Annotated in this window: 16 protein-coding genes and 2 tRNA genes; 14 read left to right on the top strand and 4 right to left on the bottom strand. The window is 42.8% G+C overall.

Annotated features, from left to right (window positions below; translation table 11 throughout):
- The first annotated feature begins 116 nt into the window (after positions 1-116).
- The 6 genes from CDC37_RS07500 (at position 117) to CDC37_RS07475 (ending at position 9,796) form a co-directional block, all read left to right on the top strand.
- Positions 117-198: transfer RNA gene (locus CDC37_RS07500), tRNA-Leu, on the top strand.
- A gap of 1,021 nt (positions 199-1,219) precedes the next feature.
- Positions 1,220-2,302, top strand: a complete 1,083-nt coding sequence (locus CDC37_RS07495; RefSeq protein WP_096621197.1) for a response regulator — start codon at positions 1,220-1,222, stop codon at positions 2,300-2,302.
- Between the two features lie 48 nt (positions 2,303-2,350).
- The gene (locus CDC37_RS07490; protein WP_096621196.1) at positions 2,351-2,728 is read left to right on the top strand and encodes a response regulator; all 378 of its coding nucleotides are present in this window, start codon (positions 2,351-2,353) and stop codon (positions 2,726-2,728) included.
- A gap of 4 nt (positions 2,729-2,732) precedes the next feature.
- The gene (locus CDC37_RS07485; protein ID WP_096621195.1) at positions 2,733-3,230 is read left to right on the top strand and encodes a chemotaxis protein CheW; all 498 of its coding nucleotides are present in this window, start codon (positions 2,733-2,735) and stop codon (positions 3,228-3,230) included.
- 335 nt (positions 3,231-3,565) lie between these two features.
- A complete protein-coding gene (locus tag CDC37_RS07480) occupies positions 3,566-6,412 on the top strand; it encodes a methyl-accepting chemotaxis protein (RefSeq protein WP_096621194.1) in 2,847 nt (948 codons plus the stop codon).
- A gap of 216 nt (positions 6,413-6,628) precedes the next feature.
- Positions 6,629-9,796, top strand: a complete 3,168-nt coding sequence (locus CDC37_RS07475) for a hybrid sensor histidine kinase/response regulator (RefSeq protein ID WP_096621193.1) — start codon at positions 6,629-6,631, stop codon at positions 9,794-9,796.
- A gap of 423 nt (positions 9,797-10,219) precedes the next feature.
- Here CDC37_RS07475 and CDC37_RS07470 read toward each other — a convergent pair whose 3' ends face one another.
- Positions 10,220-11,020, bottom strand: coding sequence for a phosphate ABC transporter ATP-binding protein (locus CDC37_RS07470; protein WP_096621192.1), 801 nt, complete (start codon positions 11,018-11,020; stop codon positions 10,220-10,222).
- A gap of 434 nt (positions 11,021-11,454) precedes the next feature.
- On the opposite strand from CDC37_RS07470, the gene CDC37_RS07465 reads away from it, so the two are divergent.
- From CDC37_RS07465 to CDC37_RS07445, 6 genes are all read left to right on the top strand, one after another.
- Positions 11,455-12,447 carry a PstS family phosphate ABC transporter substrate-binding protein gene (locus tag CDC37_RS07465; protein WP_442861086.1) on the top strand — a complete coding sequence of 331 codons (993 nt, stop codon included), beginning with the start codon at positions 11,455-11,457 and terminating at the stop codon, positions 12,445-12,447.
- Positions 12,448-12,769: 322 nt separating this feature from the next.
- Positions 12,770-12,910, top strand: a complete 141-nt coding sequence (locus CDC37_RS24070) for a hypothetical protein (RefSeq protein ID WP_157780674.1) — start codon at positions 12,770-12,772, stop codon at positions 12,908-12,910.
- A 51-nt stretch (positions 12,911-12,961) separates the two neighbouring features.
- Positions 12,962-13,903, top strand: coding sequence for a phosphate ABC transporter permease subunit PstC (pstC, locus tag CDC37_RS07460; protein ID WP_172892766.1), 942 nt, complete (start codon positions 12,962-12,964; stop codon positions 13,901-13,903).
- Position 13,904: 1 nt separating this feature from the next.
- Positions 13,905-14,789, top strand: coding sequence for a phosphate ABC transporter permease PstA (pstA, locus tag CDC37_RS07455; protein WP_096621191.1), 885 nt, complete (start codon positions 13,905-13,907; stop codon positions 14,787-14,789).
- Entirely contained in the window at positions 14,783-15,577 is a 795-nt protein-coding gene (gene pstB, locus CDC37_RS07450) for a phosphate ABC transporter ATP-binding protein PstB (RefSeq protein WP_096621190.1), read from the top strand. Before pstA ends, pstB begins: the two co-directional genes overlap by 7 nt.
- Positions 15,578-16,623: 1,046 nt before the next feature.
- Positions 16,624-17,577, top strand: coding sequence for a hypothetical protein (locus tag CDC37_RS07445; protein WP_157780673.1), 954 nt, complete (start codon positions 16,624-16,626; stop codon positions 17,575-17,577).
- A gap of 128 nt (positions 17,578-17,705) precedes the next feature.
- Here the strand turns inward: CDC37_RS07445 and CDC37_RS07440 are convergent, their stop codons facing one another.
- Together CDC37_RS07440 and CDC37_RS07435 are read right to left on the bottom strand one after the other, a co-directional pair.
- On the bottom strand, positions 17,706-17,981 hold the full coding sequence (locus tag CDC37_RS07440; RefSeq protein ID WP_231943282.1) for a DUF5615 family PIN-like protein: 276 nt from the start codon (positions 17,979-17,981) through the stop codon (positions 17,706-17,708).
- A 36-nt stretch (positions 17,982-18,017) separates the two neighbouring features.
- Complete coding sequence (locus CDC37_RS07435; RefSeq protein ID WP_096621188.1) at positions 18,018-18,350, bottom strand: DUF433 domain-containing protein; 333 nt, start codon at positions 18,348-18,350, stop codon at positions 18,018-18,020.
- A gap of 264 nt (positions 18,351-18,614) precedes the next feature.
- Here CDC37_RS07435 and CDC37_RS07430 point away from each other — a divergent pair, with 264 nt between their 5' ends.
- Both CDC37_RS07430 and CDC37_RS07425 read left to right on the top strand, forming a co-directional pair.
- Positions 18,615-19,340, top strand: coding sequence for a pyridoxine 5'-phosphate synthase (locus CDC37_RS07430; RefSeq protein ID WP_096621187.1), 726 nt, complete (start codon positions 18,615-18,617; stop codon positions 19,338-19,340).
- A 108-nt stretch (positions 19,341-19,448) separates the two neighbouring features.
- Positions 19,449-20,231 carry an ester cyclase gene (locus CDC37_RS07425; protein ID WP_231943277.1) on the top strand — a complete coding sequence of 261 codons (783 nt, stop codon included), beginning with the start codon at positions 19,449-19,451 and terminating at the stop codon, positions 20,229-20,231.
- A 274-nt stretch (positions 20,232-20,505) separates the two neighbouring features.
- Here the strand turns inward: CDC37_RS07425 and CDC37_RS07420 are convergent.
- Positions 20,506-20,578: transfer RNA gene (locus CDC37_RS07420), tRNA-Val, on the bottom strand.
- Positions 20,579-20,669: the final 91 nt, after the last annotated feature.

The following is a 20,669-nucleotide window of genomic DNA, read 5'->3' as shown; positions in this document are numbered from 1 at the left end:
ATGCAAGGAAACTAGGGGAGTTATTTTCCTGCTGTCTCCTACTCCCTATTTACAAGCAAGAACAGAACATTTTCTAGACGAAATTAAATTCTGTATGGTATAATGTGGTAGGTTTTGCGGATGTGGCGGAATTGGCAGACGCGCTAGATTTAGGTTCTAGTGTCGTAAGACGTGAAGGTTCAAGTCCTTTCATCCGCATCATTTCATTTTCAACTGGGCTAGAGCTTACAGGTTTTTAGCCGTGGGTCGCTTACAATACCCTGATTAGATGCATATTCGTATACAGCTCGGTTCTATTCAGAATCGAGCTATTTTTCTGCGAGATTGAATCCGTATCACAAGAGGCTGTAGGAAATAGTGAGTTGGGAGTGGTAAAAATCAATAAAAATCAATATTGATTCTGTTGTCAGCATTAAATCTAGGCTACTCCCTATTCCCTACCCTCACGAAAAGAATTTTTCCGCAGACCTTAAAGTATTTACCCAAGAACACCAACAACAATGGGTGTGCTGTCAGTGTCATCAGGTTGATTTGTATAAACTTAAACTATATATTTGCTCAATTATTAGCATAATATTCAAGATAAATATAAATATCCACCGATATTTCCTTGGTTATGTAAAGCTAGTTTAAATTCCAACCCCCATGACTTTGTTCCGGATGGGGCAGAATTTATTTACGGGTTATTTTGTCTCCTTTTTAACTCGTAGAGCATCTCCTGACTCTGCACAGGATTAGGAATAATTGGTCAAACCAGTGTTGACAATGTTTTCAGTGATTGTATAAATATTTATTTTAATATTTATCGTACATCGAAAATTATTGTAAATTTATCTTGTACCATTGATTCATACTATACTTAAGTATGAATACTGAACAGAAAAAGGTATTACTTTGCAAATAACTAGTCAAAAAACAAACAAATGATTGTTAGTTTACTGAAAAAAATGATTTTACCGACTCTTTACATTTCACCGAATATGTCAACTAAACATTTTTGGTAGTCTTAGTATATATCAATACTTACTGGCATTTTCATCTTGATGTTTTAACTGCTTTTAAGAGAAAAAAGTAATTGCTGCCGTTGGGTTTCGCTGTTTGAATGCTTTCTTGAACTAAGTAGCATATAATACAACAGTCTGGGAATCGCGAACTTGAAATTAGGGTCTGCATCACCAAAGTTCCCTAGGTCGCCGATTGAGTCGAGGTAACAGCAATAATGAGTACAACTCCTCTAGGTAGCTATAAAATTCTGCAAAAAATCCATCCCCTATCATTACTAGCCCAGTTGACAGGAAGGCGTGCGACTGGTCGGCTAAGAGTTTCGACGGGTTCGATTTACTGGTCTCTCTATTTACAGGAGGGAAAACTGGTTTATGCCTCCTATTCGGATCAGCTTTTTGATTGGCTAGATGGACATTTAGAACGATTGGAACGTCGAGTTGAGGGCTTAAATCAGTCGATTCGAGCGCAAATGCGGGTCATTTTTGAAGCCAAACATGATGATTTTGCCAGTACTCAAGCTGACTATCAAGCTATTTGCTGGTTAGTTAATCGTAACTATATCAGTTCTGGACAGGCTGGTGAATTAATCGAAGAGATGGCGAAGGAGGTATTAGTATCGTTTTTGCGATTAAAGGAGGGAAATTACGATTTTAGTCGGGAAACGAGTTTGGACGAAATGCCCAAGTTTTGTCATTTAGATATGCGGGTGTTAGTGGAATATTGTCAGCAGCAGTTGCGATCGCAATATTATCAAACCACGGAACAGGGGGGAAATCGACGAGAAAGCAGTATGGTGCAGGTGTTTGAGCGGGATAGTAACCCAACCACAGCACAACAGGAATCAATGCATCTGCTCGAAAAGTCCCATGAAGCAAGTCTAGGGGATGAAGGTAATGGGGGAGAAGTCGCAGGGGAGAAAGTAGTCAGCAAGAAGCATTATGTAATTGCTTGCATTGACGATAGTCCAACGGTTTTGAACTCGATTCAACATTTTTTAGATGAATCAGTATTTGCCGTGGTGAAAATTAATGACCCGGTTAAGGCGTTAATGCAAATTCTCCGGAGCAAACCCAATTTAATTTTATTAGACGTAGAGATGCCGAATCTCGACGGATATGAATTGTGTTCATTGTTGCGGCGACATTCAATGTTTAAAGATACACCAATTGTCATGGTAACTGGACGCACCGGCTTTATTGACCGAGCCAAGGCGAAAATGGTGCGTGCATCGGGCTACTTAACCAAGCCATTTACCCAGGCAGATTTACTTAAAATCGTCTATAAGCATCTGAATTGACAGGAAATAAAAAGCTAATTTTCTCATCGTTTGATCAGGAGAATTGACGTGAGCATCACATTAACAGGAACCGTATTGATTGTCGAAGACTCTCCCAGCGAATTGGAATTAATGAGTCATTATCTGCAAGAAAGCGGGTATAACGTGATTCAAGCAATGGCGGGGAAAGAGGCTCTGGAAAAAGCTGCCCAGGAACAGCCCGATGTGGTAATTACCGACGTGGTAATGCCAGGGATGAGTGGGTTTGAACTGTGTCGTGCCCTCAAGCGTAACCCAAACACCCAGAAATTGCCAATAGTGATTTGTAGTTCCAAAAATCAGGAAATCGATCGGCTATGGGCAATGCGTCAAGGAGCGGATGCCTATGTTACAAAACCCTATACCCGTGAACAACTAGTCCGGGCGATCAAATCTGTAGCGGTGTGAATCTATGAACAAATCCCAACTAGCGATCGCCAACCAGGCAAATCTGGCCAATACCACCGATGGCTATCTCAAATTTATGCTTAATAAGCATACCCCAGCCGTTTTGTCAATGCGCCATACCCAAGAAGCAATCGTGATTCCCGTCGAATCAGTCACAGCAATGCCGGGAATGCCTGCTTGTGTTTTAGGGTTAATGAACTGGCGAAGTCGAATTATTTGGGCAATTGATTTGCCCCAACTATTGAATATCGAATCCCTAGAAACACGTTTACGCCAGTACAGCGTGGTCATTGTGCGCGTAGATACAACTTTATTGGGTTTAGTAGTCGATGACATTATTGGCACTACGAAATTTCTCGTAGAGGAAATTCATTCCCCCATTGGTCAGGTGGCCAGTAGTCTTGTTCCCTATCTGAGGGGATGTATTAACCACGACAATGAAATTTTGCTGGCTTTAGATGCCCATGCCATTGTCCACTCCTCGGTTCTGCGTCAAAATTAATACATTTTTTGTGAGGAAGTCGGGGAGACGACCCGTGGGGTCGTCTGTACTAGAGGTCAGGATCTGAGGTGAATTTATCTTCTCGTAGGATAGTTCCGTATTATTTCTACCGAATTTACCTCAAAGTAATCCAAAACCCATAGACACGTAGCGGAGAGGAAGTCACGGTCATGGATGTTGCCTGATACCAGAGTTCTGCTTCCTGTTACGATTGCTCCCCTCCCATTGCTGCGCGTACCCATAAGGGTAATCCAAAATCTCAAATCCAAATTCAGGGTGTTTTTACTACCAAAAACGGCGTTGTGTTCTCTTTCCCAAAACAGGGCAATTAATTTATGTTTAATAAAACAGACGCGGCTGACACGAAAGAAAAACAGCAACAAGCTTTACAGCCAGCCATACCACCAGACAAACACAATACTAGCTTGGTATTAGCTTCGGAGTCATCCCCTTTGGCAACCCGGACATCACCTTTGCAAGTGGTATCAAACGGTTTCAAACGGATGAAAATCCGTACCAAAGCCACAATTATGGCGATCGCTATTAGCACAATTCCCGTTTTAGCCCTGGGTGTGGTTGCCAATGCGATCGCCAGTAGAAGTATTACAGATAAAGTCACCAGAATTCAGGCTTCCCATACGGAAGAGTTGGCTGATAAGATTAATCGCTTCATGTTTGAGCGCTATGGTGATATCCAAGTCATGGCTAGTTTACCCATCTTTGCCAATCGACGGATTCGTGATTTTGGTACACAGGCGGAAAAACAAGCGGTTCTCGACAAATATGTCGATATCTATAAGGTGTATGACAATATTGCCGTTTTTGACCTAAATGGGGATGTAATTGCCCAATCCACGCCGAAACCTGGAGAAGCAGCAATTAGTAATCACCGAGAATCTGATTATTTTCAGAAGGTGTTGCAAGACCAAAAACCCTTAATTACTCAGCCACGGATATCAAAGTACAACGGCAAACTCAGTATCTTTATGGTGGCTCCAGTTCAGGATACCATTTCCGGTCAGTTAGTAGGAGTTATTCGCGCGCGAATGCCTGTTACATCCGTTGAGAGCCTACTCAAACTCCATTCCCAACATGACGATCAAAAGGAAGAATATTTTCTCGGTGATGCCTCCGGTAAGATTTTTGTCAGCAGTATTACCAACAAGGTTGGTCGGGAAATCAAAGCGGAGTTTTCCAATCTCCAAACACAAGCAAATCCTGAAAGCACCACCTTTATTGGCAAGATTAATAACCAAGAGAAACTATTCAGCTACGCACCTACCCCCAGCGATTTACCTGGTTTACCCAGTTTACAGTGGGCTGTACTAGTAGCAAATGATGCTGCAACTGCCTTTGAAGCCCGTAATCAATTGGCTCTAGCCACCCTATTCGGTACAGCGATAATTGCTGGGGTGGTAGGGATGATTGCCTATTGGTTAGCAAAACGTGCCACCGATCCGCTTTTAAATGCCACCGAAACTGTAGAACGGATTGGACGGGGGGATTTAAGCACCCGGATGCAAGTTCAAAGTGACGACGAACTGGGTGACTTGGGGACAAACATTAATCAGATGGCGGAACAGTTACAAGCCCTGATTAAAAAACAAGAAATTGACACCGAACGGGCTAAAAATCTCACCGACATCACTTTAAAAATGCGACGCACCCTGGAAACAGAGGAAATCCTCAAGACCGCAGTCAGGGAAATTCGTCAAGGCTTGAAAACAGACCGGGTGATTTTTTACAAATTTAATCCTGAAACTTGGGATGGGGTGGTGGTTGCGGAATCCGTGGCTGCTGGTTTCCCGAAAATGACGGGGGTACACATCGATGACCCTTGTTTTCGAGAACGCCATGTGGAAACCTATAAAGACGGCAGAATTCGGGCGATTAGTAATATTTACCAAGACACCAGCCTCCAAAATGCAACTTGCTATGTGCAAATGTTGGAAAAATTTGCAGTTAAAGCCAATTTAATTGCACCAATTGTCACTAATGAGCAACTAATTGGTTTATTGATCGCCCACCACTGTGATTCTCCCCGGGTATGGCAACCTGCGGATATTGAGTTTTTCCGGCAAATATCCACCCAAATGGGTTTTGCCTTGGAACACGGATCCCTACTGGAGGAAATCGAACAGGGTCGCAGGATGGCTGAAGCCAGTTCGATGTCGGAACGGCAACAAAAAGAAGCATTACAAATGCAGCTGTTGGAGTTATTGAGTGAAGTTGAAGGTGCAGCCAGTGGGGATTTAACGGTGAGGGCAGATGTGACTACCGGAGAAATCGGTACGGTTGCCGACTTTTTTAACTCCATCGTTGAAAGTTTGCGGGGAATTGTCACCCAGGTAAAACAAACGGCTACCCAGGTCAATGCATCCATTGCCGATAATTCCAGTGCGATCGACCGGTTGGCGATTGAAGCTTTGAATCAAGCAGAAGAAATTAATCGTACCCTGGATGCGGTTGATAATATGACCCGTTCGATGCAAACGGTGGCAATGAGCGCTCAAAAAGCGGCAGCTGTTGCCAATGAGGCTCGTAATACTGCTACCAATAGTGGTACGGCGATGGAACGCACCGTAAAAAGCATTCTCAGTATGCGGGAAACCGTCGGCGAAACGGCGAAGAAGGTGAAACGGTTAGGTGAATCTACCCAGCAAATTTCCCGGGTTGTGGCATTAATTAACCAGATTTCCATGCAGACCAACCTCCTCGCGATTAACGCGGGGATTGAGGCTGCACGTGCAGGAGAGGAAGCCCAGGGATTTGTGGTGGTAGCCGAAGAAGTGGGAGAATTGGCAGCTCGCTCGGCAGCTGCTACCAAGGAAATTGAACAAATCGTGGAAAATATTCAACGGGAAACCAGCGAGGTGGTACAAGCGATGGAGCAAGGTACTAGCCAGGTGGTGGAAGGAACCCGTGTGGTGGAGGATGCGAAACAAAGTTTGAATCAAATTTTGGACGTATCCCGACAATTGGATGTATTAATCCAATCAATTTCGATGGCCACCTCCTCCCAGTTAGAAACATCCCATCAGGTGAGTCAGTTAATGGAGCAAATCGCTGCGGTTTCCCAACACACTAGCTATTCATCCCGGCAGGTGTCAGAATCATTGCAGCAAACTGTGGAAATTTCTCGCCAACTACAGGATACGGTCGGTACGTTTAAAGTGGATTAATTTGAGATGGGAAGGAAATCTGTTGACTGTTGACTGTCAACTGTTAACCTCGCTCCCCCATCTAAAGAATTGTGTGGTTCGCTGTTAGTTAGGCTACAACAAAAGAATACCAATTAGCAAAATCATCAATAACAAGAACAAGATTTTGATGATGACGAAATGGTACAAGTGAACCCTAACTAATTTAATCAACGACTAGAGACTAGGGAATAGGGCATGGCACAGGATAAAGAGTATGAAATCCAGATGCAATTTCTGGAGGAAGCAACGGATTATATTGATACGTTGGAAAGGGTGTTGTTAGGGATTGATAACACGGGTCGGATTGAGGCGGAAAAAATTAATGGGGCGATGCGTGCTGCTCACTCGATTAAGGGTGGAGCGGGGATGATGGGTTTTCGGACGTTGAGTGACTTAGCCCACCGTTTGGAAGATTCCTTCAAAGTGTTAAAAACCAAGCGTCATGCCATTGATGCTCCGGTACAGAGTTTACTCCTATCTGGGGTTGATTGTCTGCGGCAAATTGTCGAATTGCACGCTCAAGGTTATGAACCTAGTCCCGAATGGCTAGAACAGCAATGCCATCCGATTTTTAGCGAGTTACACACTCAACTTGGCGACCCGACCCCTGAAGATGCTTCGACGTTGTTATCTCCAGAGGATGAGCAGGATATTATTCCCCTGTTGTTTGAAACGGAGGTGGAAGGGTGTCTGCAACGTCTGGAATCTGTGCTGAATGATACTCAACAGCCCTGCTTGAAGGAAGAAGTGGCGATTATGGCCGCTGAGTTGGGTGGATTGGGGGAAATGTTGCAATTAGAGGCGTTTACCGAGTTGTGTGGGGCGGTGACGCGTTATTTGGAGGTGGTGGAGGCAAGTCAAGTTGAGGAATTAGCTCGTGTTGCGTTGGATACTTGGCGACGGGTACAGGCCTTGGTGTTAACGAATCAACTGGATCAAATACCCCGTGATTTGGATTGGCAAGGGTCATCTTTACCCCAGGTGAGGGATAATTCGGAACATCTGACTACCAGTAATTTCCCGGACAGTGTGTTTGTTGAGGAGTCACCTGCGATCGCAGAAAATCAGTCTTGGTTTGATCCGGATTTGATTTCCACTGACTTTGCCGCTTTAGAAGCAGCCTTTGCCGAACAGGAGGAAACAACAGAGTTCCAGGTGGAATTACCGGAATTTACCGTCGAAGCCATATCTACGGAAAGTTTTGCCAATCCGGAATTGAGTACAGCACCAGTTGGGGAGGTCTCGGATACCCAGTTAGAGGAATCCACGGTTGTGGAGGAAGTGGTTCCCCAGGAGTTGGTAGCTGCATCCCTACCTACGGTTGATAATATTGCCAGTGCAGAGTATACCCCTGTCAGCGATTTATCCTATCAATCCAGTCAACCCATCAAGGAACGGGAAACCTCGGAAAATACGGTGCGGGTGTCTAGTCGGCAATTGGAACAAATTAATGACTTATTTGGGGAGTTAATTGTTCAGCGCAACGGCTTAAACTTGCAGCTGGAAAGGATGCGCAAACTGATCCGCAATTTAAGTAATCGGGTGCAAACCCTGGAACGGGAAAATCAACAGTTACGCACCAGCTACGATAGAATTGCTACCCAAGCCATCTCCTTCCAAACGGAATTATCGGAAATCAATCCGGGTAGTGGTGCATTGTTTAGTGACTTTCATGCAGAAACTGGTTCCCACGGCTTTGACAGTTTGGAAATGGATCGATATAACGATTTGAACCTGCTGTCCCAGGAAGTGATGGAAACGATTGTCCAGGTGCAGGAAGTGACCACCGATATTCAATTAAGTTTAGATGATACCGATAATATTGCTCGCAAATTAAATAAAACCTCCAAACAAATCCAACGCAAATTAACCCAGGTGCGGATGCGTCCCCTTTCCGATGTGGTGGATCGCTTCCCCCGCGCTTTGCGAGATTTGGGGGTTGAGTACGGCAAATCGGTGCAACTTCAGGTGGAAGGCAGTTCTATTTTAATTGAACGTAACATTCTGGAAGCCTTGAATGATCCATTAATGCATTTGTTGCGGAATGCCTTTGACCACGGAATTGAAGACCCGCAAACACGTCGTCGTCTCGGTAAACCCGAACAGGGATTAATTGAAATCAAAGCATCACACCAAGGAAACCGTACCGTTATTCGTGTACGGGACGATGGTCGAGGTATTTCCCTGGACAAAATTCGCGATCGCGCTCTCAAAATGGGTTTAGATGCGTCCCTTCTTGCTCAAGCGACTGATGATGAATTATTATCATTAATTTTTGAACCGGGATTTACCACCTCCGAACAAGTAACTTCCCTATCGGGACGGGGTGTGGGGATGGATGTGGTGCGTAATAACCTGAAAAATATCCGCGGGGATATCAAAGTGGAAACCGTTCCTGGAAAGGGAACAACTTTCACCCTTTCCGTACCCTTTACCCTCTCGGTTGCACGGGTATTACTAGTAGAAAGCAATATGATGCTACTCGCTTTACCCACCGATGTGATATCGGAGATATTTTTATTACAACCAGACCAAGTTGTACCAATGGGTAGCGGTGAGGTAATACCTTGGCAAGGAACTACTATTCCCCTAATTCGTTTGCACAAATACTTAGAATTTAACTGTCCCCGTTACGACAACCCCAACCTGGAAACCTCGGCAGCGATTAATGCCGAATCTGTACTATTAATCTACAACAATAATCAACCTGTGGGTTTACTTGTCGATCGAACCTGGGGTGAACAGGAAGTTGCGGTGAGGGTTGTGGAAGGAAATATTAGCCTTCCCCCTGGATTCAACAACTGCACAATCCTTGGTGATGGTCGGGTTGTCCCCTTGGTGAACGCGACTGAATTGTTGTATGCGATCGCCACCCAGGACCGTACTCCCCGCAATCAACAGCTACCATCCGCCAAGTTACAACACGCTTTCCTCGGTGCAATTCCCAATCAAACCAAGGAAACACCTAAAAACCAAAAAGGTACTATTCTCATTGTCGATGACTCGATTAACGTGCGACGCTTCCTTGCGCTAACCTTGGAAAAGGCAGGTTATCTAGTGGAACAAGCCAAAGATGGACAGGATGCCATTGAAAAGTTGCAAAATGGTTTGCAAGTCCAAGCTGTGATTTGCGATATTGAAATGCCAAGGGTGGACGGTTACGGATTTTTAGGACGGGTAAAAGCGAATACGGATCTACGGGATATACCTGTTGCCATGTTGACTTCCCGCAGTAGCGATAAGCACCGACAGCTAGCTATGCAATTGGGTGCTAGGGCTTATTTTTCTAAACCCTATAATGAACAGGAGTTGGTTCGCACCCTGGAGGAAATTATTTTTCCCCTAGCTGGTGTTGGTAAATAATGCCAATTTAAAAAAAGAATGGGACAGATGAATTTTGTCTGTAGAGACGTAATATATTACGTCTCTATATATCAATACAGTTCAGTTAGACTTAAAAGCCTGATTATTGGGTAGGTTGGGTTGAAGAATTTAGAGGTAGTAGCCCTCGTGGAATGCGTCCCCACGCGGAGCATAGGGACGAGATAAAGAATGGGACAGATGAATTTTGTCTGTAGAGACGTAATATATTAACGTAAGTTGCTAGTTAGTGCCTCTAAATGTATAATAATGATACATAATATCCGCTTTCCTGTATTTTGAGACACGAAAATTTTAGATTTTGTACTTAAAAATCGACATTCTTTTATAACTAGCAACTTGGATTATTACGTCTCTACAAACATGGATGTGTTGCTGTTTTTGAACTGCATCCTGTATTGTCACCTAAAACTTCCGATTGTAAACTGGCAAATTATACAAGCTATGGGTTTGCTCATCTTTCTTGGTTTCTAAACCCTTCTGGATAAATTGAACCGTGGAATTAAATTCGGCTAACTCACCAATATTATTTTCCACACCCATGACAGCAATAAAATCGGACACCCGTAATGCGAATTGGGGATTTTGGGTGGCGACAACAATAGTTAAATCCTGACGTAGGGAATGAATCAGTTCCTCAATACGGATGCTTTTGAGCATACCAATACTCATACAAGGCTCATCCATAATTAGAACCTTCGGTTGTAAAGCCAAAGCCCTAGCAATACATAGTAATTGCTGCTGTAGCAGGGATAAATCATTGGCGGGTTGATGTAATTTGTGCTTGACTTCATCCCACAATCCCACCCGACGTAAAGCCACTTCCACAATTAAATTTAATTCTTGTTTGGGATACCAACCGATTAATTTGACTCCATACACCACATTATCGTAAATACTCATCGGGAACGTATTTGGTGTCGGGAAAATCATACCAATCTGTCGGCGTAAACGATTTAAATTTGTTCTTCTGGTTAAAATATTTTGCCCAAAAAATTCTATTTTCCCCTCATACCTTACGGAAATTTCTAACTCAATCAATCGATTCAAAGCTTTTAACAAAGTTGATTTACCCGAATTGGCATATCCAAATATGGCAGTAACTTGGTTTTCATAAAAATCGAGGGAAACATTCCGGAGAATTTGCCTTTCTCCGTAGAAAACATTTAAATTTTCAACTTTTAAAGCAATTTTTAAATTGTTCATTTTGGCTGTGAAACATGAAAATAATCTAAGCAACTGCGATTTGTTTTGAAGACAGCCACATGAATTGTGTCGAGACAGACTTAATCCTGTCATCGATATCACATTTCATCTGATAATCATTACTTACCAATTAATCTATCTGTGTAAAGATAAATTAATTAGTAAATCTAGCGACAATTTCCAGTCAAATTGTCGTCACGCAGTAACAAATTAACGGATATATAAAGTGAAAACAACCAGGTTTTATTGCATTTTTTGAGAAAAATTGGAAAATCAGGCTAACGCACAGCTTAACCTGTGCTTAACCATAATTATAGGCATTTTTTAGTGAAAAGTTTAAGTATGTTAGTTAAAAAAATAATTAATTCTTAACCAAATACGGAGATTCTAGGGGTGGTGTGATTGCGCGGAAACGAAAAGTCTCAACTAGGAGTATCCTTGTGAACAGTTTGAAAGTAAAAGTATTAGGTACAGTTGCCGCAGTTGCAGCTAGCATCTCCATCGCCATTCCTGCTGCGATGTCACAAAGCGTTGTTAAGGTAGACGGTTCCAGCACCGTGTTCCCCATCACCGAAGCCGCAGCAGAAAGCTTTACCAAAGAGACCGGTGGTAAGATTCGTGTTACTGTAGGTGTTTCCGGTACTGGTGGTGGTTTCCGGAAATTCTGCCGTGGGGAAACCGATATCTCCAACGCTTCTCGTCCTATCCTCCAAAAAGAAATTGACGAGTGCAAAAAAGCTGGTATCAATTATATCGAACTACCCGTTGGTTATGACGGTTTGACGGTTGTAATTAATCCTCAAAACACCTGGGCTAGAAACTTGACGACTGCTGAACTCAGAAGAATCTGGGAACCCGCAGCTCAAGGTAAAATCACCAACTGGAGCCAAGTTCGTGCTGGTTTCCCCAATGTTCCTCTGAGACTATTTGGACCTGGAACCGCTTCTGGAACCTTTGATTACTTTACCGAGGCAATTAACGGTAAGGCAAAAGCAAGTCGTGGTGACTATACAGCTTCTGAAGATGACAACGTTTTAGTTAATGGCGTTACTCGCGATCGCGGTGGTTTAGGTTACTTTGGTTTCTCTTACTTTGTAGAGAACAGAACAAAGTTGACTGCTGCATCTGTCAACGGTGTCGCACCTTCTGAGCAAACCATCAGAAGTGGTAAATATACTCCCCTCTCCCGTCCTGTCTTTATCTACGTTAACGCCAAATCGGCTCAAAACCCTGCTGTACGCCAGTTCGTTACCCACTACCTGAGAAACGGTGTGGCCATTAATAGAAGAGCTAAGACCGTATCCCTTCCTGGTCCTGCTTACGCGACAGTTCTAAACCGTTTCAACTCCAACCAAACAGGTTCTGTACTTGGTGGTAAGGAGAAAATCGGTATCACCCTCCAAGAGTTGCTAGCTAGACCTAGATAGTCATTGTAACTAAGCAAGACCAACGGCTATTGTTTTTCCTTTCTGGATGAAATTTCTCAACTAAATGTAATGGGTGCATTTTACCTCGGCTATCGGTCGCTAACAAATTACGGCTACCCCCCTTTTTTCTTGTACATACAGGAAAGAGGGGGGTTCCGTCCAAGAAGAGAATAACTCCAGGGGAAAAATTTCTAGGGATTTGGGATTTTACGGAAAGTATAGGGAAAATGTTCTGACCCCCAACCTTTTGAGGCAGATTACGCGGATTTGGGGCAAATTCCTCAAACTTTCAGAGAGCAAGGAGTGGGGAGTAGGGAGTGGTATGGAAATCAACCTGCAACTCAACGCTCATTGCTTACTTGCTCAAAATACAGAATTAGGTGTGGATTTAGGGAATGGCAGCAAATTAAATTATTCTGTTTATACCTGGTTGCAGTTAACCGTTCAGTTAGTTAACGGTTAAATGTCAACAAGCAGCAAATACTAACTATTCGCATCATTTTAAGGAAGAATAGTGGCTAGAACATCTGTAAGACAACCTCAGACAAGCGCACTGTCTCCCAAGGCTTTGCGGGATATACGGGAAAAAGTAATTGAGTCCATTTTGTTTCTCGCGGCTTTTTCATCCGTAGCAATTACGCTTGGAATTCTCTCGATCTTAGTTTACGAAACTTTCCAATTTTTTTACCAACATGCCGATGAAGTCACCATTTGGCAGTTTTTCACAGATACCCAGTGGACACCCCTGTTTGATGATAAACACTTTGGGGTTATGACCCTGATTTCTGCTACCTTGGTGACTACCTTTGTGGCTTTGTGTGTCGCTATTCCTTTCGGAACGATCACAGCTATTTACTTAAGTGAATTTGCTCCAGTTACAGTCAGGGAGATAGTGAAACCAGCTTTAGAATTGCTAGCTGGTGTTCCTACCGTTGTATACGGTTACTTTGCTTTACTGTTTGTCACTCCATTGTTGCAGGTAATCTTACCCAATTTGCCCTTCTCCAACATGTTAAGCGCGGGGGTGGTGATGGGAATTATGATTATTCCCTATATTAGCTCCCTCAGTGAAGATGCCATGCGCTCCGTTCCCGATTATTTACGGGAAGGTTCCTATGCAACCGGTGCAACCCGTTTCCAAACAGCAATTAACGTGATTCTACCATCGGCAATTTCCGGGATATCAGCAGCCTATATTTTGGGAATTTCCCGCGCCATTGGTGAGACAATGGTAGTAGCGATCGCGGCTGGTGGTCAACCGAATTTTACCTTTAATCCGATGGACCCAGCCCAAACCATGACTGCCTATATCGTTTCCGTAAGTAAGGGTGATATTCCCTATGGCAGTTTGGAGTATCAAACCATCTTCGCGGTTGGTCTCACTTTGCTATTAATGACATTGATTTTTAACATTGTTGGTCATATCCTCACCAAGCACTATCGGGAAGTTTATTGATATGACAAGTCAAAACATCCAACAAATCCGCCAAACTATTGCCCGTAACAAGCAATCAGACCGCATTTTTAGCATCGTTGGTTTAGTGTCGATGCTGGTTGCAATTGGTACTTTACTAGCATTGCTGGTTGATTTATTTTTCGATGGTTTACCCCGTCTGAATTGGCAATTTTTTACTTCCTTTGCGGGTAGTGACCCCCTAGAAGCCGGTATTTTGGCTGCTTGGGTCGGAAGTATTTCTGTAATTGTCGTCACCGCTATCGCCGCAATCCCCCTGGGAATTGCCGCAGGTATTTACCTAGAAGAATACGCCGTCAAAAACTGGTTTACCGATTTAGTCGAAATCAACGTTGCTAACTTGGCTGGGGTCCCCTCAATTATTTACGGTCTCTTAGGCTTGGGTTTATTCGTTTACGGTTTACAGTTTGGCCGTAGTGTTCTCTCGGCTGGCTTAACCCTAGCATTGCTCATTCTACCAATTATTATCGTTGCCACCCGTGAGGCAATTCGAGCTATCCCCGGTAGCATCCGTGAAGCATCCTATGCTTGTGGTGCTTCTAAATGGCAAACGGTTTGGGATCACATCCTTCCTTACTGTTTTAGCACAATCCTCACCGGGATTATTATTGCCCTTGCACGAGCGTTTGGTGAAACTGCTCCCCTAATTGTAGTTGGTGCGGTTGGTTTTATCGCCTTCTTACCAACTAGACTGTTTGACCCCTACACGGTTTTACCCATCCAAATGTTCAACTGGACTGACCGTCCCCAGGTCGAGTTCCAGACTGCTGCTGCTGCTGCTGGTTTTGTGCTTGTGGTTATGACCTTGGCTATGAACGGTATCGCTATTTATCTTCGCTATCGTCTACGGAAGAACATCAAATGGTAGAAATGAAAGACTCATCAAAACAACTTCCCCTGAAGGCTGAGGTTAATTACCTCAATTTCTACTACGGTGGTAAGGTACACGCCCTCAAGGATATCATGATGCCTGTTTACGATAAAAAAGTAACGGCGTTAATCGGTCCTTCTGGTTGCGGTAAAACCACCTTACTACGCTGCTTTAACCGGATGCACGATTTGTATCCTGGTAATAAGTATAAGGGAGAAATTGCCCTCCAACCCGACGGAGTAAATCTTCTCAGTCCCAAAATCGACCCGATTGAAGTGCGGATGCGGGTCAGCATGGTTTTCCAAAGACCAAACCCTTTCCCTAAATCAATCTTTGAAAACGTTGCCTACGGGTTGCGGGTACGGGGAGAAAAAAGAAAGGCTGTAGTCCGTGAAAAAGTTGAGAAGGCTTTACGCGGTGCTGCGTTGTGGGATGAGGTGAAAGACCGTTTACAGGAACCCGGTACTGCTCTTTCCGGTGGACAACAGCAACGTTTGTGTATTGCTCGTGCTTTGGCTGCTGACCCCGAAATCGTTTTGTTTGACGAACCAACTTCTGCTCTTGACCCCATTGCTACGGGTAGTATTGAAGAGTTAATTGGTGAATTAAAAAACCATGTGACAATTTTGATCGTTACCCACAGTATGCAGCAGGCGGCTCGTGTGTCTGATTTTACTGCTTTTATGTATTTGGGTAATTTAATCGAGTTTGATAAAACAGAGATTATCTTTAATAACCCCTCTAAACAACAAACAGCTGATTACATCGGTGGACGTTTCGGTTAATTAATTTTTTGGCAGATAAGGGTCGTATTTGTACCTGATTTTTGTCATTTTTGCCAAATCTGAATTGGTGTAATGGGAAACAGACTATTTCGGTCTTTTCCAAAAAAACGGCCGTCATTAGAAGACAGCTATAAACTGTTGACATTAATGATGTCTAAGTTTTCTGACTTACCCTGAATACTTACGGTTTATTTACCAATTTATTCACCCTTGAATCTAGCTATACTTGGATTCAGGGGGTTTCCCTTTTATAATGTGGAATGAAGTAGCTGCTTCTAAATAGGTGTACCTTTAGCCAACCTGAGAAAACACTCTCCTATTGTAATACAAATTTCCATTTTTGAGTTCCTACTTTCGATATATATTTTTTTTAGTGTGTTCAAGAATCGAAATGGGGATATCAGGGGTTTTCTGAAATTACCAGAATTTGAGTCAGATTCCTCGGCTAGTATCGCAATCTGATTTATGTAGTGAAAAATATTGGTTTTGGCTGTATCCTACGGAGAGTTTTCTCATAGAGAAGTCGAACTAAGCGCGTCTCGGTCTATGACTGTTTACTGTCAACGGTTAACAGTCAACAACCCTACATGTCAGATTTTCTAAGTCATCTAGGACAGCGATATAGGATTTTGTAATTTTACTTTGTAATTTTCCAAACTGTAATTAGGTGGGCACAAATAAAGCTAGCTAAGTTACGAAATGTCAGCATCCAAAATCCTTGTAATTGCTTTATTGTACCTCCTGACAATCACAACAGTATAGTTATGTTTTTTCTGACCCACCTACTGAGCAGTCAAATTTTTTGCGGGTCTAGAAGACGGGTTTAGAGAATAAATCTCTCCATGAACAGATAATCACGGGAAAACGCGATTTTTGTGAATTTTCAATTTCATCGTAGCAGCTTTCCCGTGTAAGTAAACTACGGTGAAATTACTACTCAATTATTTGAACTTGTATTTGAACTTGAAAAAATTTCAACTGATGGGATTGGGTGTAGCTACCGTGAAATTTTGCTGTTGAATATCCATCTATTTTTTACACCCAAGATGAATATGTTGAAAAACTTTTCCATTGCCCGTTTGTCTCCAAGAAAGCGTAAAATTATCTTGATAATATTGTTGATGATGGTGACATCAATTACTCTTCGTACAGTTTCGGCATTTATTCCTTTTTTTGGTGATCAACATAATTTTCAATCAGAAAATTCAAATCCCTCTCCCCAACCCGTTGAAGTTATCCCCAAATCACCTAAATGGGAAATATATGCTCAACAGGAAAAAAAGACACCTGCAAAACTAATTGTTGGGGATAATGTTTCTGCTTCCCTCCCATCCATCCCCACTGGAGCAAATGTAATCGTCAGTTCTCAAGTTCCGGTTCCTAAACCAGTAGTCACTCCACCCGTCCCCACACCAATAATATCTCCAACTGCAACGGAGAAAAAAATAGGGAAAATCGAGAAAAAAGCCGACCCTGGAGTTAAACCAGTAGTTACTCCCAAACCTGCTCCCACAGCAGCAAAACCAAAACCTACCCCAACATCTACACCACAACCTGCTCCCACAGCAGCAAAGCCAAAACCTACCCCAACATCTACACCAGTTGCGATCGCCCAACCTTCTCCATCTCCCACCAACCCCAATCCTGTTAAATTAACCAGTTTAGAATTTTCCGGATATCCAGATTTCCCCAAATATCCCCGTAGTCAAGCATCCCGTATTGCGATCGCACCCACCCAGAAGGAAAAGACGGGTAATAAAATCAGTATTCTGCAAACACCAGATTCTATTAACCAGGTGATGGAATTTTATGGTAAAACCCTGACTGAACAGGGATATTCCTGGAAGTTAATTGTGAATGAAACCGATAGTAAAATCTACGAAATTAACCCAAAAGATACAGCCGAAAAATTATTTCTACACCTATTTACCCAAACCCCAGAAGTAATTATGGTGCTTGCACCACAGCAACTTAATCGTCAAATATTACAGCAGAATTGAAGAATACAGATACAGGATATAGGAGAAAAAGCGTTGATCCTGTAATCATATCGGTAAACGTTGCTGAATTTGAGCATGAATTATAGTTCAGGATAATTGTAGCGAGCTTCTCCGCAGGACTACTCACGTTAAATAAATTCAAGATGCTGTCGCATTTCTTCAGTTTCTAATAATTCCCAAATTAATACTAAGCTGCGTATAATTTCACCAACAGAACGACTTCCCTGGGAACAAAAAACGATACCAGCGTGACTGACCCCTTGATGATGAAGTCTTAAAAAATCTGTGTCTTGAGTAAAAATAACTCTTGATTGGGACAAACAAAATGCCAACTGTTCCTCGTCTGAAGCCGAAATTAATCCTTGTTCTGAAGTTGTAGTCACATCAATGCGACGACGACGCAAAGCAAAGCTTCTGCAATAATATTGGTAACATTCTCATCAAGATGAAAGCGAATTATCTTCGACATCTTGATTTCCTATTTTTTGTTGCAATTTGGAATTTGTTTGCCTTTGCATTTGCTTGATAAAATCCTCGTCTTTCCTGATCGCAGTTCTAATTTCTTCTAAATTGTCATGGTAGTAAGCTAAGGCTGCATATACATCCGCTAAAGTTATGCCTGGGTATTGTGATACTATCTCATCAGGTGACATCCCCAACCGTTCATGCCAAATTACTACATTCTGTACAGTGATGCGATGTCCAGCAATGCGTGGTTTACCACCACATATTCCCTGGGTAACTTCAATATGTTCCGAAATGACTGGAACCATAGGTCTAACCAAAAATTATGTCTATAAAGGTAATCAAGCTGTTACTTAAGGCTTATAACTTAACTCGTGTGAAATCGACGTAATGCCATTTTAACCTAAGTTTTGAGCAGCCTACATTTAATGCTTACACCAGAACCGATGAAAGCGGGTTTTTTCTGCATACTCCCTATTTTCCAGCGAGAAAGCAAAGATAATCCTCGGTTCATCTCTTCTGTTTGCTAAAATACAGAATCTGAAGCAGTTGCGATTGAGGAGAAAATCAGGGTGACACCAACACTTGGGGTAAATATTGACCATATTGCCACGATTCGTCAAGCTCGCAGAACGGTTGAACCAGACCCAGTTGCAGCAGCAGTTTTAGCGGAGTTAGCGGGTGCAGATGGGATTACTGTCCATTTGCGGGAAGACCGACGACATATCCAGGAGCGGGATGTGCGGATTTTGCGACAAACTGTGCGTACCCATTTAAATTTAGAAATGGCAGCAACTCCGGAAATGGTTGCGATCGCCCTCGATATTAAACCAGATTATGTCACCCTTGTCCCAGAAAAACGTGAGGAAATAACGACTGAGGGTGGGTTGGATGTAGCTGGACAGCTTGCTAAAATGAAGGAGGTTGTGGGACAGTTACAAGATGGTGGTATTCCCGTCAGCCTATTTATCGATGCGGAACCTTCACAGATTGAAGCCTCTGCCATCACACAAGCTAAGTTTATTGAACTCCATACCGGTAAGTATGCGGAAGCAAGGGACGAAATTAGTCTTCAACAGGAACTAGATTATCTGGCTAATGGGTGTAATTTAGCTATTAAAGCAGGTTTACGCATCAACGCAGGGCATGGTTTAACCTATTGGAATGTATATCCTGTTGCTAGTTTACCAGGTATGGAGGAGTTAAATATCGGTCACACGATTATTAGTCGCGCTGCACTTGTCGGGATGGAACGTGCTGTACGAGAAATGAAAAATGCTATTCGTGGTCAATTTTAATTGGTTAACGGTTAACGGTTGACCGTTAAACGTTAACTGTTAACAACTAACAAAAAAGGGAATCTGTGCGCAAATCTCGATCCACACACTTTGAAATCGAGTTTTTGTATGAGTACAATCAACACCAATAATTTGCCGCTTTGGGTTCAAGACCGTGATACGGTAATTAAATATAGTGCCCAAGCAAATGTGGAATGGCGTAATGGTAAAGTTCCTGACTATACCCGTTCCAAGGAAAATTTAGCAAGAGAAAGCATTTGTAGCCATGCGGAAGGTTCCCTAGAAGCTTTGGTGCAAAATTTGGTACGCACCTTTGAAATGGAGGTATCCTTTAAAACTAACCCCCAACAGTGGCTATCGGTTGTCAATGAGCAATTTCGGATTAGTACCAATGGGGGAAGGGAATACACCGCAACGGAAGTGGGACAAAAGGGAACCTATAATGTATTTATGGGTGATTCGGAGTTTTATAAGTCTTCAGAAGAGACTTTGGAATCTTCCCATGAGTTATTCCATTCTTGCTTTCCTCAAGGTTTTCCCTGGGAGGTGCTGGAAGTCTATTCTGGACCGCCAATTGTCACCTTTAAATGGCGACATTGGGGACATTTTCAGGGGGAATACAAGGGTTTTGCTCCCACCGGTGAGATGGTGGAAATTATTGGTACAACTGTTGCCCATGTGACGGATAATTTGAAAATTACCAAAATGGAACATTATTTTGACAATGGTCTCTTTTTGGATAAATTGACTGCTGGTGGTAAAGTTAATGGTGCGGCAGATACAAAAAGCTGTCCCTTTGCTCCTGTCACCCAAACCGGAAAAAAATTGGGAATTGGTTTATTAAATATTTTCAAGCGGTTAAAGCAGGAAGTGGATAATCGCCAATATTAGGGTATCCAAGCGGTTCAGAGTAGAACTCAAATTATACAACTCTTCTCCCAACCTCTCCCTGTTTTGAGAAAGATCCGGTTGACGAATAGCACCGTAAACGGGGAGAGGATTCATAAGAGTTTATGCGATCACAATCAAAACTTGAATGGATATACTGATTTAGTAGCTCAATCCTATCGTGCTATCTTCACTTTTGAGCTAGTATTGAGCTAAAAAAGATGAGTTTGGTAAGCTACTTAGTTAGGGTACTTATACTAAAGTCCCTCCAATGCAATGGACGGTACAAGACTCGAACTTGTGACAGCCTGCTTGTAAGGCAGGAGCTCTACCAACTGAGCTAACCGTCCGTTTGTTTTGCCGTTTTACTTAACTGCTCAACGATTATTTAATATAGCAGAACTTTGCTAATCGCGCTACTATTTTGGGAAAAAATTTTTT

Origin of the sequence: Calothrix sp. NIES-3974, from assembly GCF_002368395.1 — a bacterium.
Classification (GTDB): Bacteria; Cyanobacteriota; Cyanobacteriia; order Cyanobacteriales; family Nostocaceae; genus NIES-3974.
The sequence above is the reverse complement of the archived record's forward strand: the minus strand, read 5'-3'. Positions and strand labels throughout refer to the sequence as shown.

Bases quoted from the DNA above. Each gene is read 5' to 3' on its own strand.
- CDC37_RS07425 (WP_231943277.1), top strand. From the start codon at position 19,449: ATGAGTACAATCAACACCAATAATTTGCCGCTTTGGGTTCAAGACCGT.
- pstB (WP_096621190.1), top strand. From the start codon at position 14,783: ATGGTAGAAATGAAAGACTCATCAAAACAACTTCCCCTGAAGGCTGAG.
- CDC37_RS24070 (WP_157780674.1), top strand. From the start codon at position 12,770: ATGGAAATCAACCTGCAACTCAACGCTCATTGCTTACTTGCTCAAAAT.
- CDC37_RS07475 (WP_096621193.1), top strand. From the start codon at position 6,629: ATGGCACAGGATAAAGAGTATGAAATCCAGATGCAATTTCTGGAGGAA.
- CDC37_RS07445 (WP_157780673.1), top strand. From the start codon at position 16,624: ATGAATATGTTGAAAAACTTTTCCATTGCCCGTTTGTCTCCAAGAAAG.
- CDC37_RS07435 (WP_096621188.1), bottom strand. From the start codon at position 18,350: ATGGTTCCAGTCATTTCGGAACATATTGAAGTTACCCAGGGAATATGT.
- CDC37_RS07495 (WP_096621197.1), top strand. From the start codon at position 1,220: ATGAGTACAACTCCTCTAGGTAGCTATAAAATTCTGCAAAAAATCCAT.
- CDC37_RS07485 (WP_096621195.1), top strand. From the start codon at position 2,733: ATGAACAAATCCCAACTAGCGATCGCCAACCAGGCAAATCTGGCCAAT.
- pstA (WP_096621191.1), top strand. From the start codon at position 13,905: ATGACAAGTCAAAACATCCAACAAATCCGCCAAACTATTGCCCGTAAC.
- CDC37_RS07470 (WP_096621192.1), bottom strand. From the start codon at position 11,020: ATGAACAATTTAAAAATTGCTTTAAAAGTTGAAAATTTAAATGTTTTC.
- CDC37_RS07480 (WP_096621194.1), top strand. From the start codon at position 3,566: ATGTTTAATAAAACAGACGCGGCTGACACGAAAGAAAAACAGCAACAA.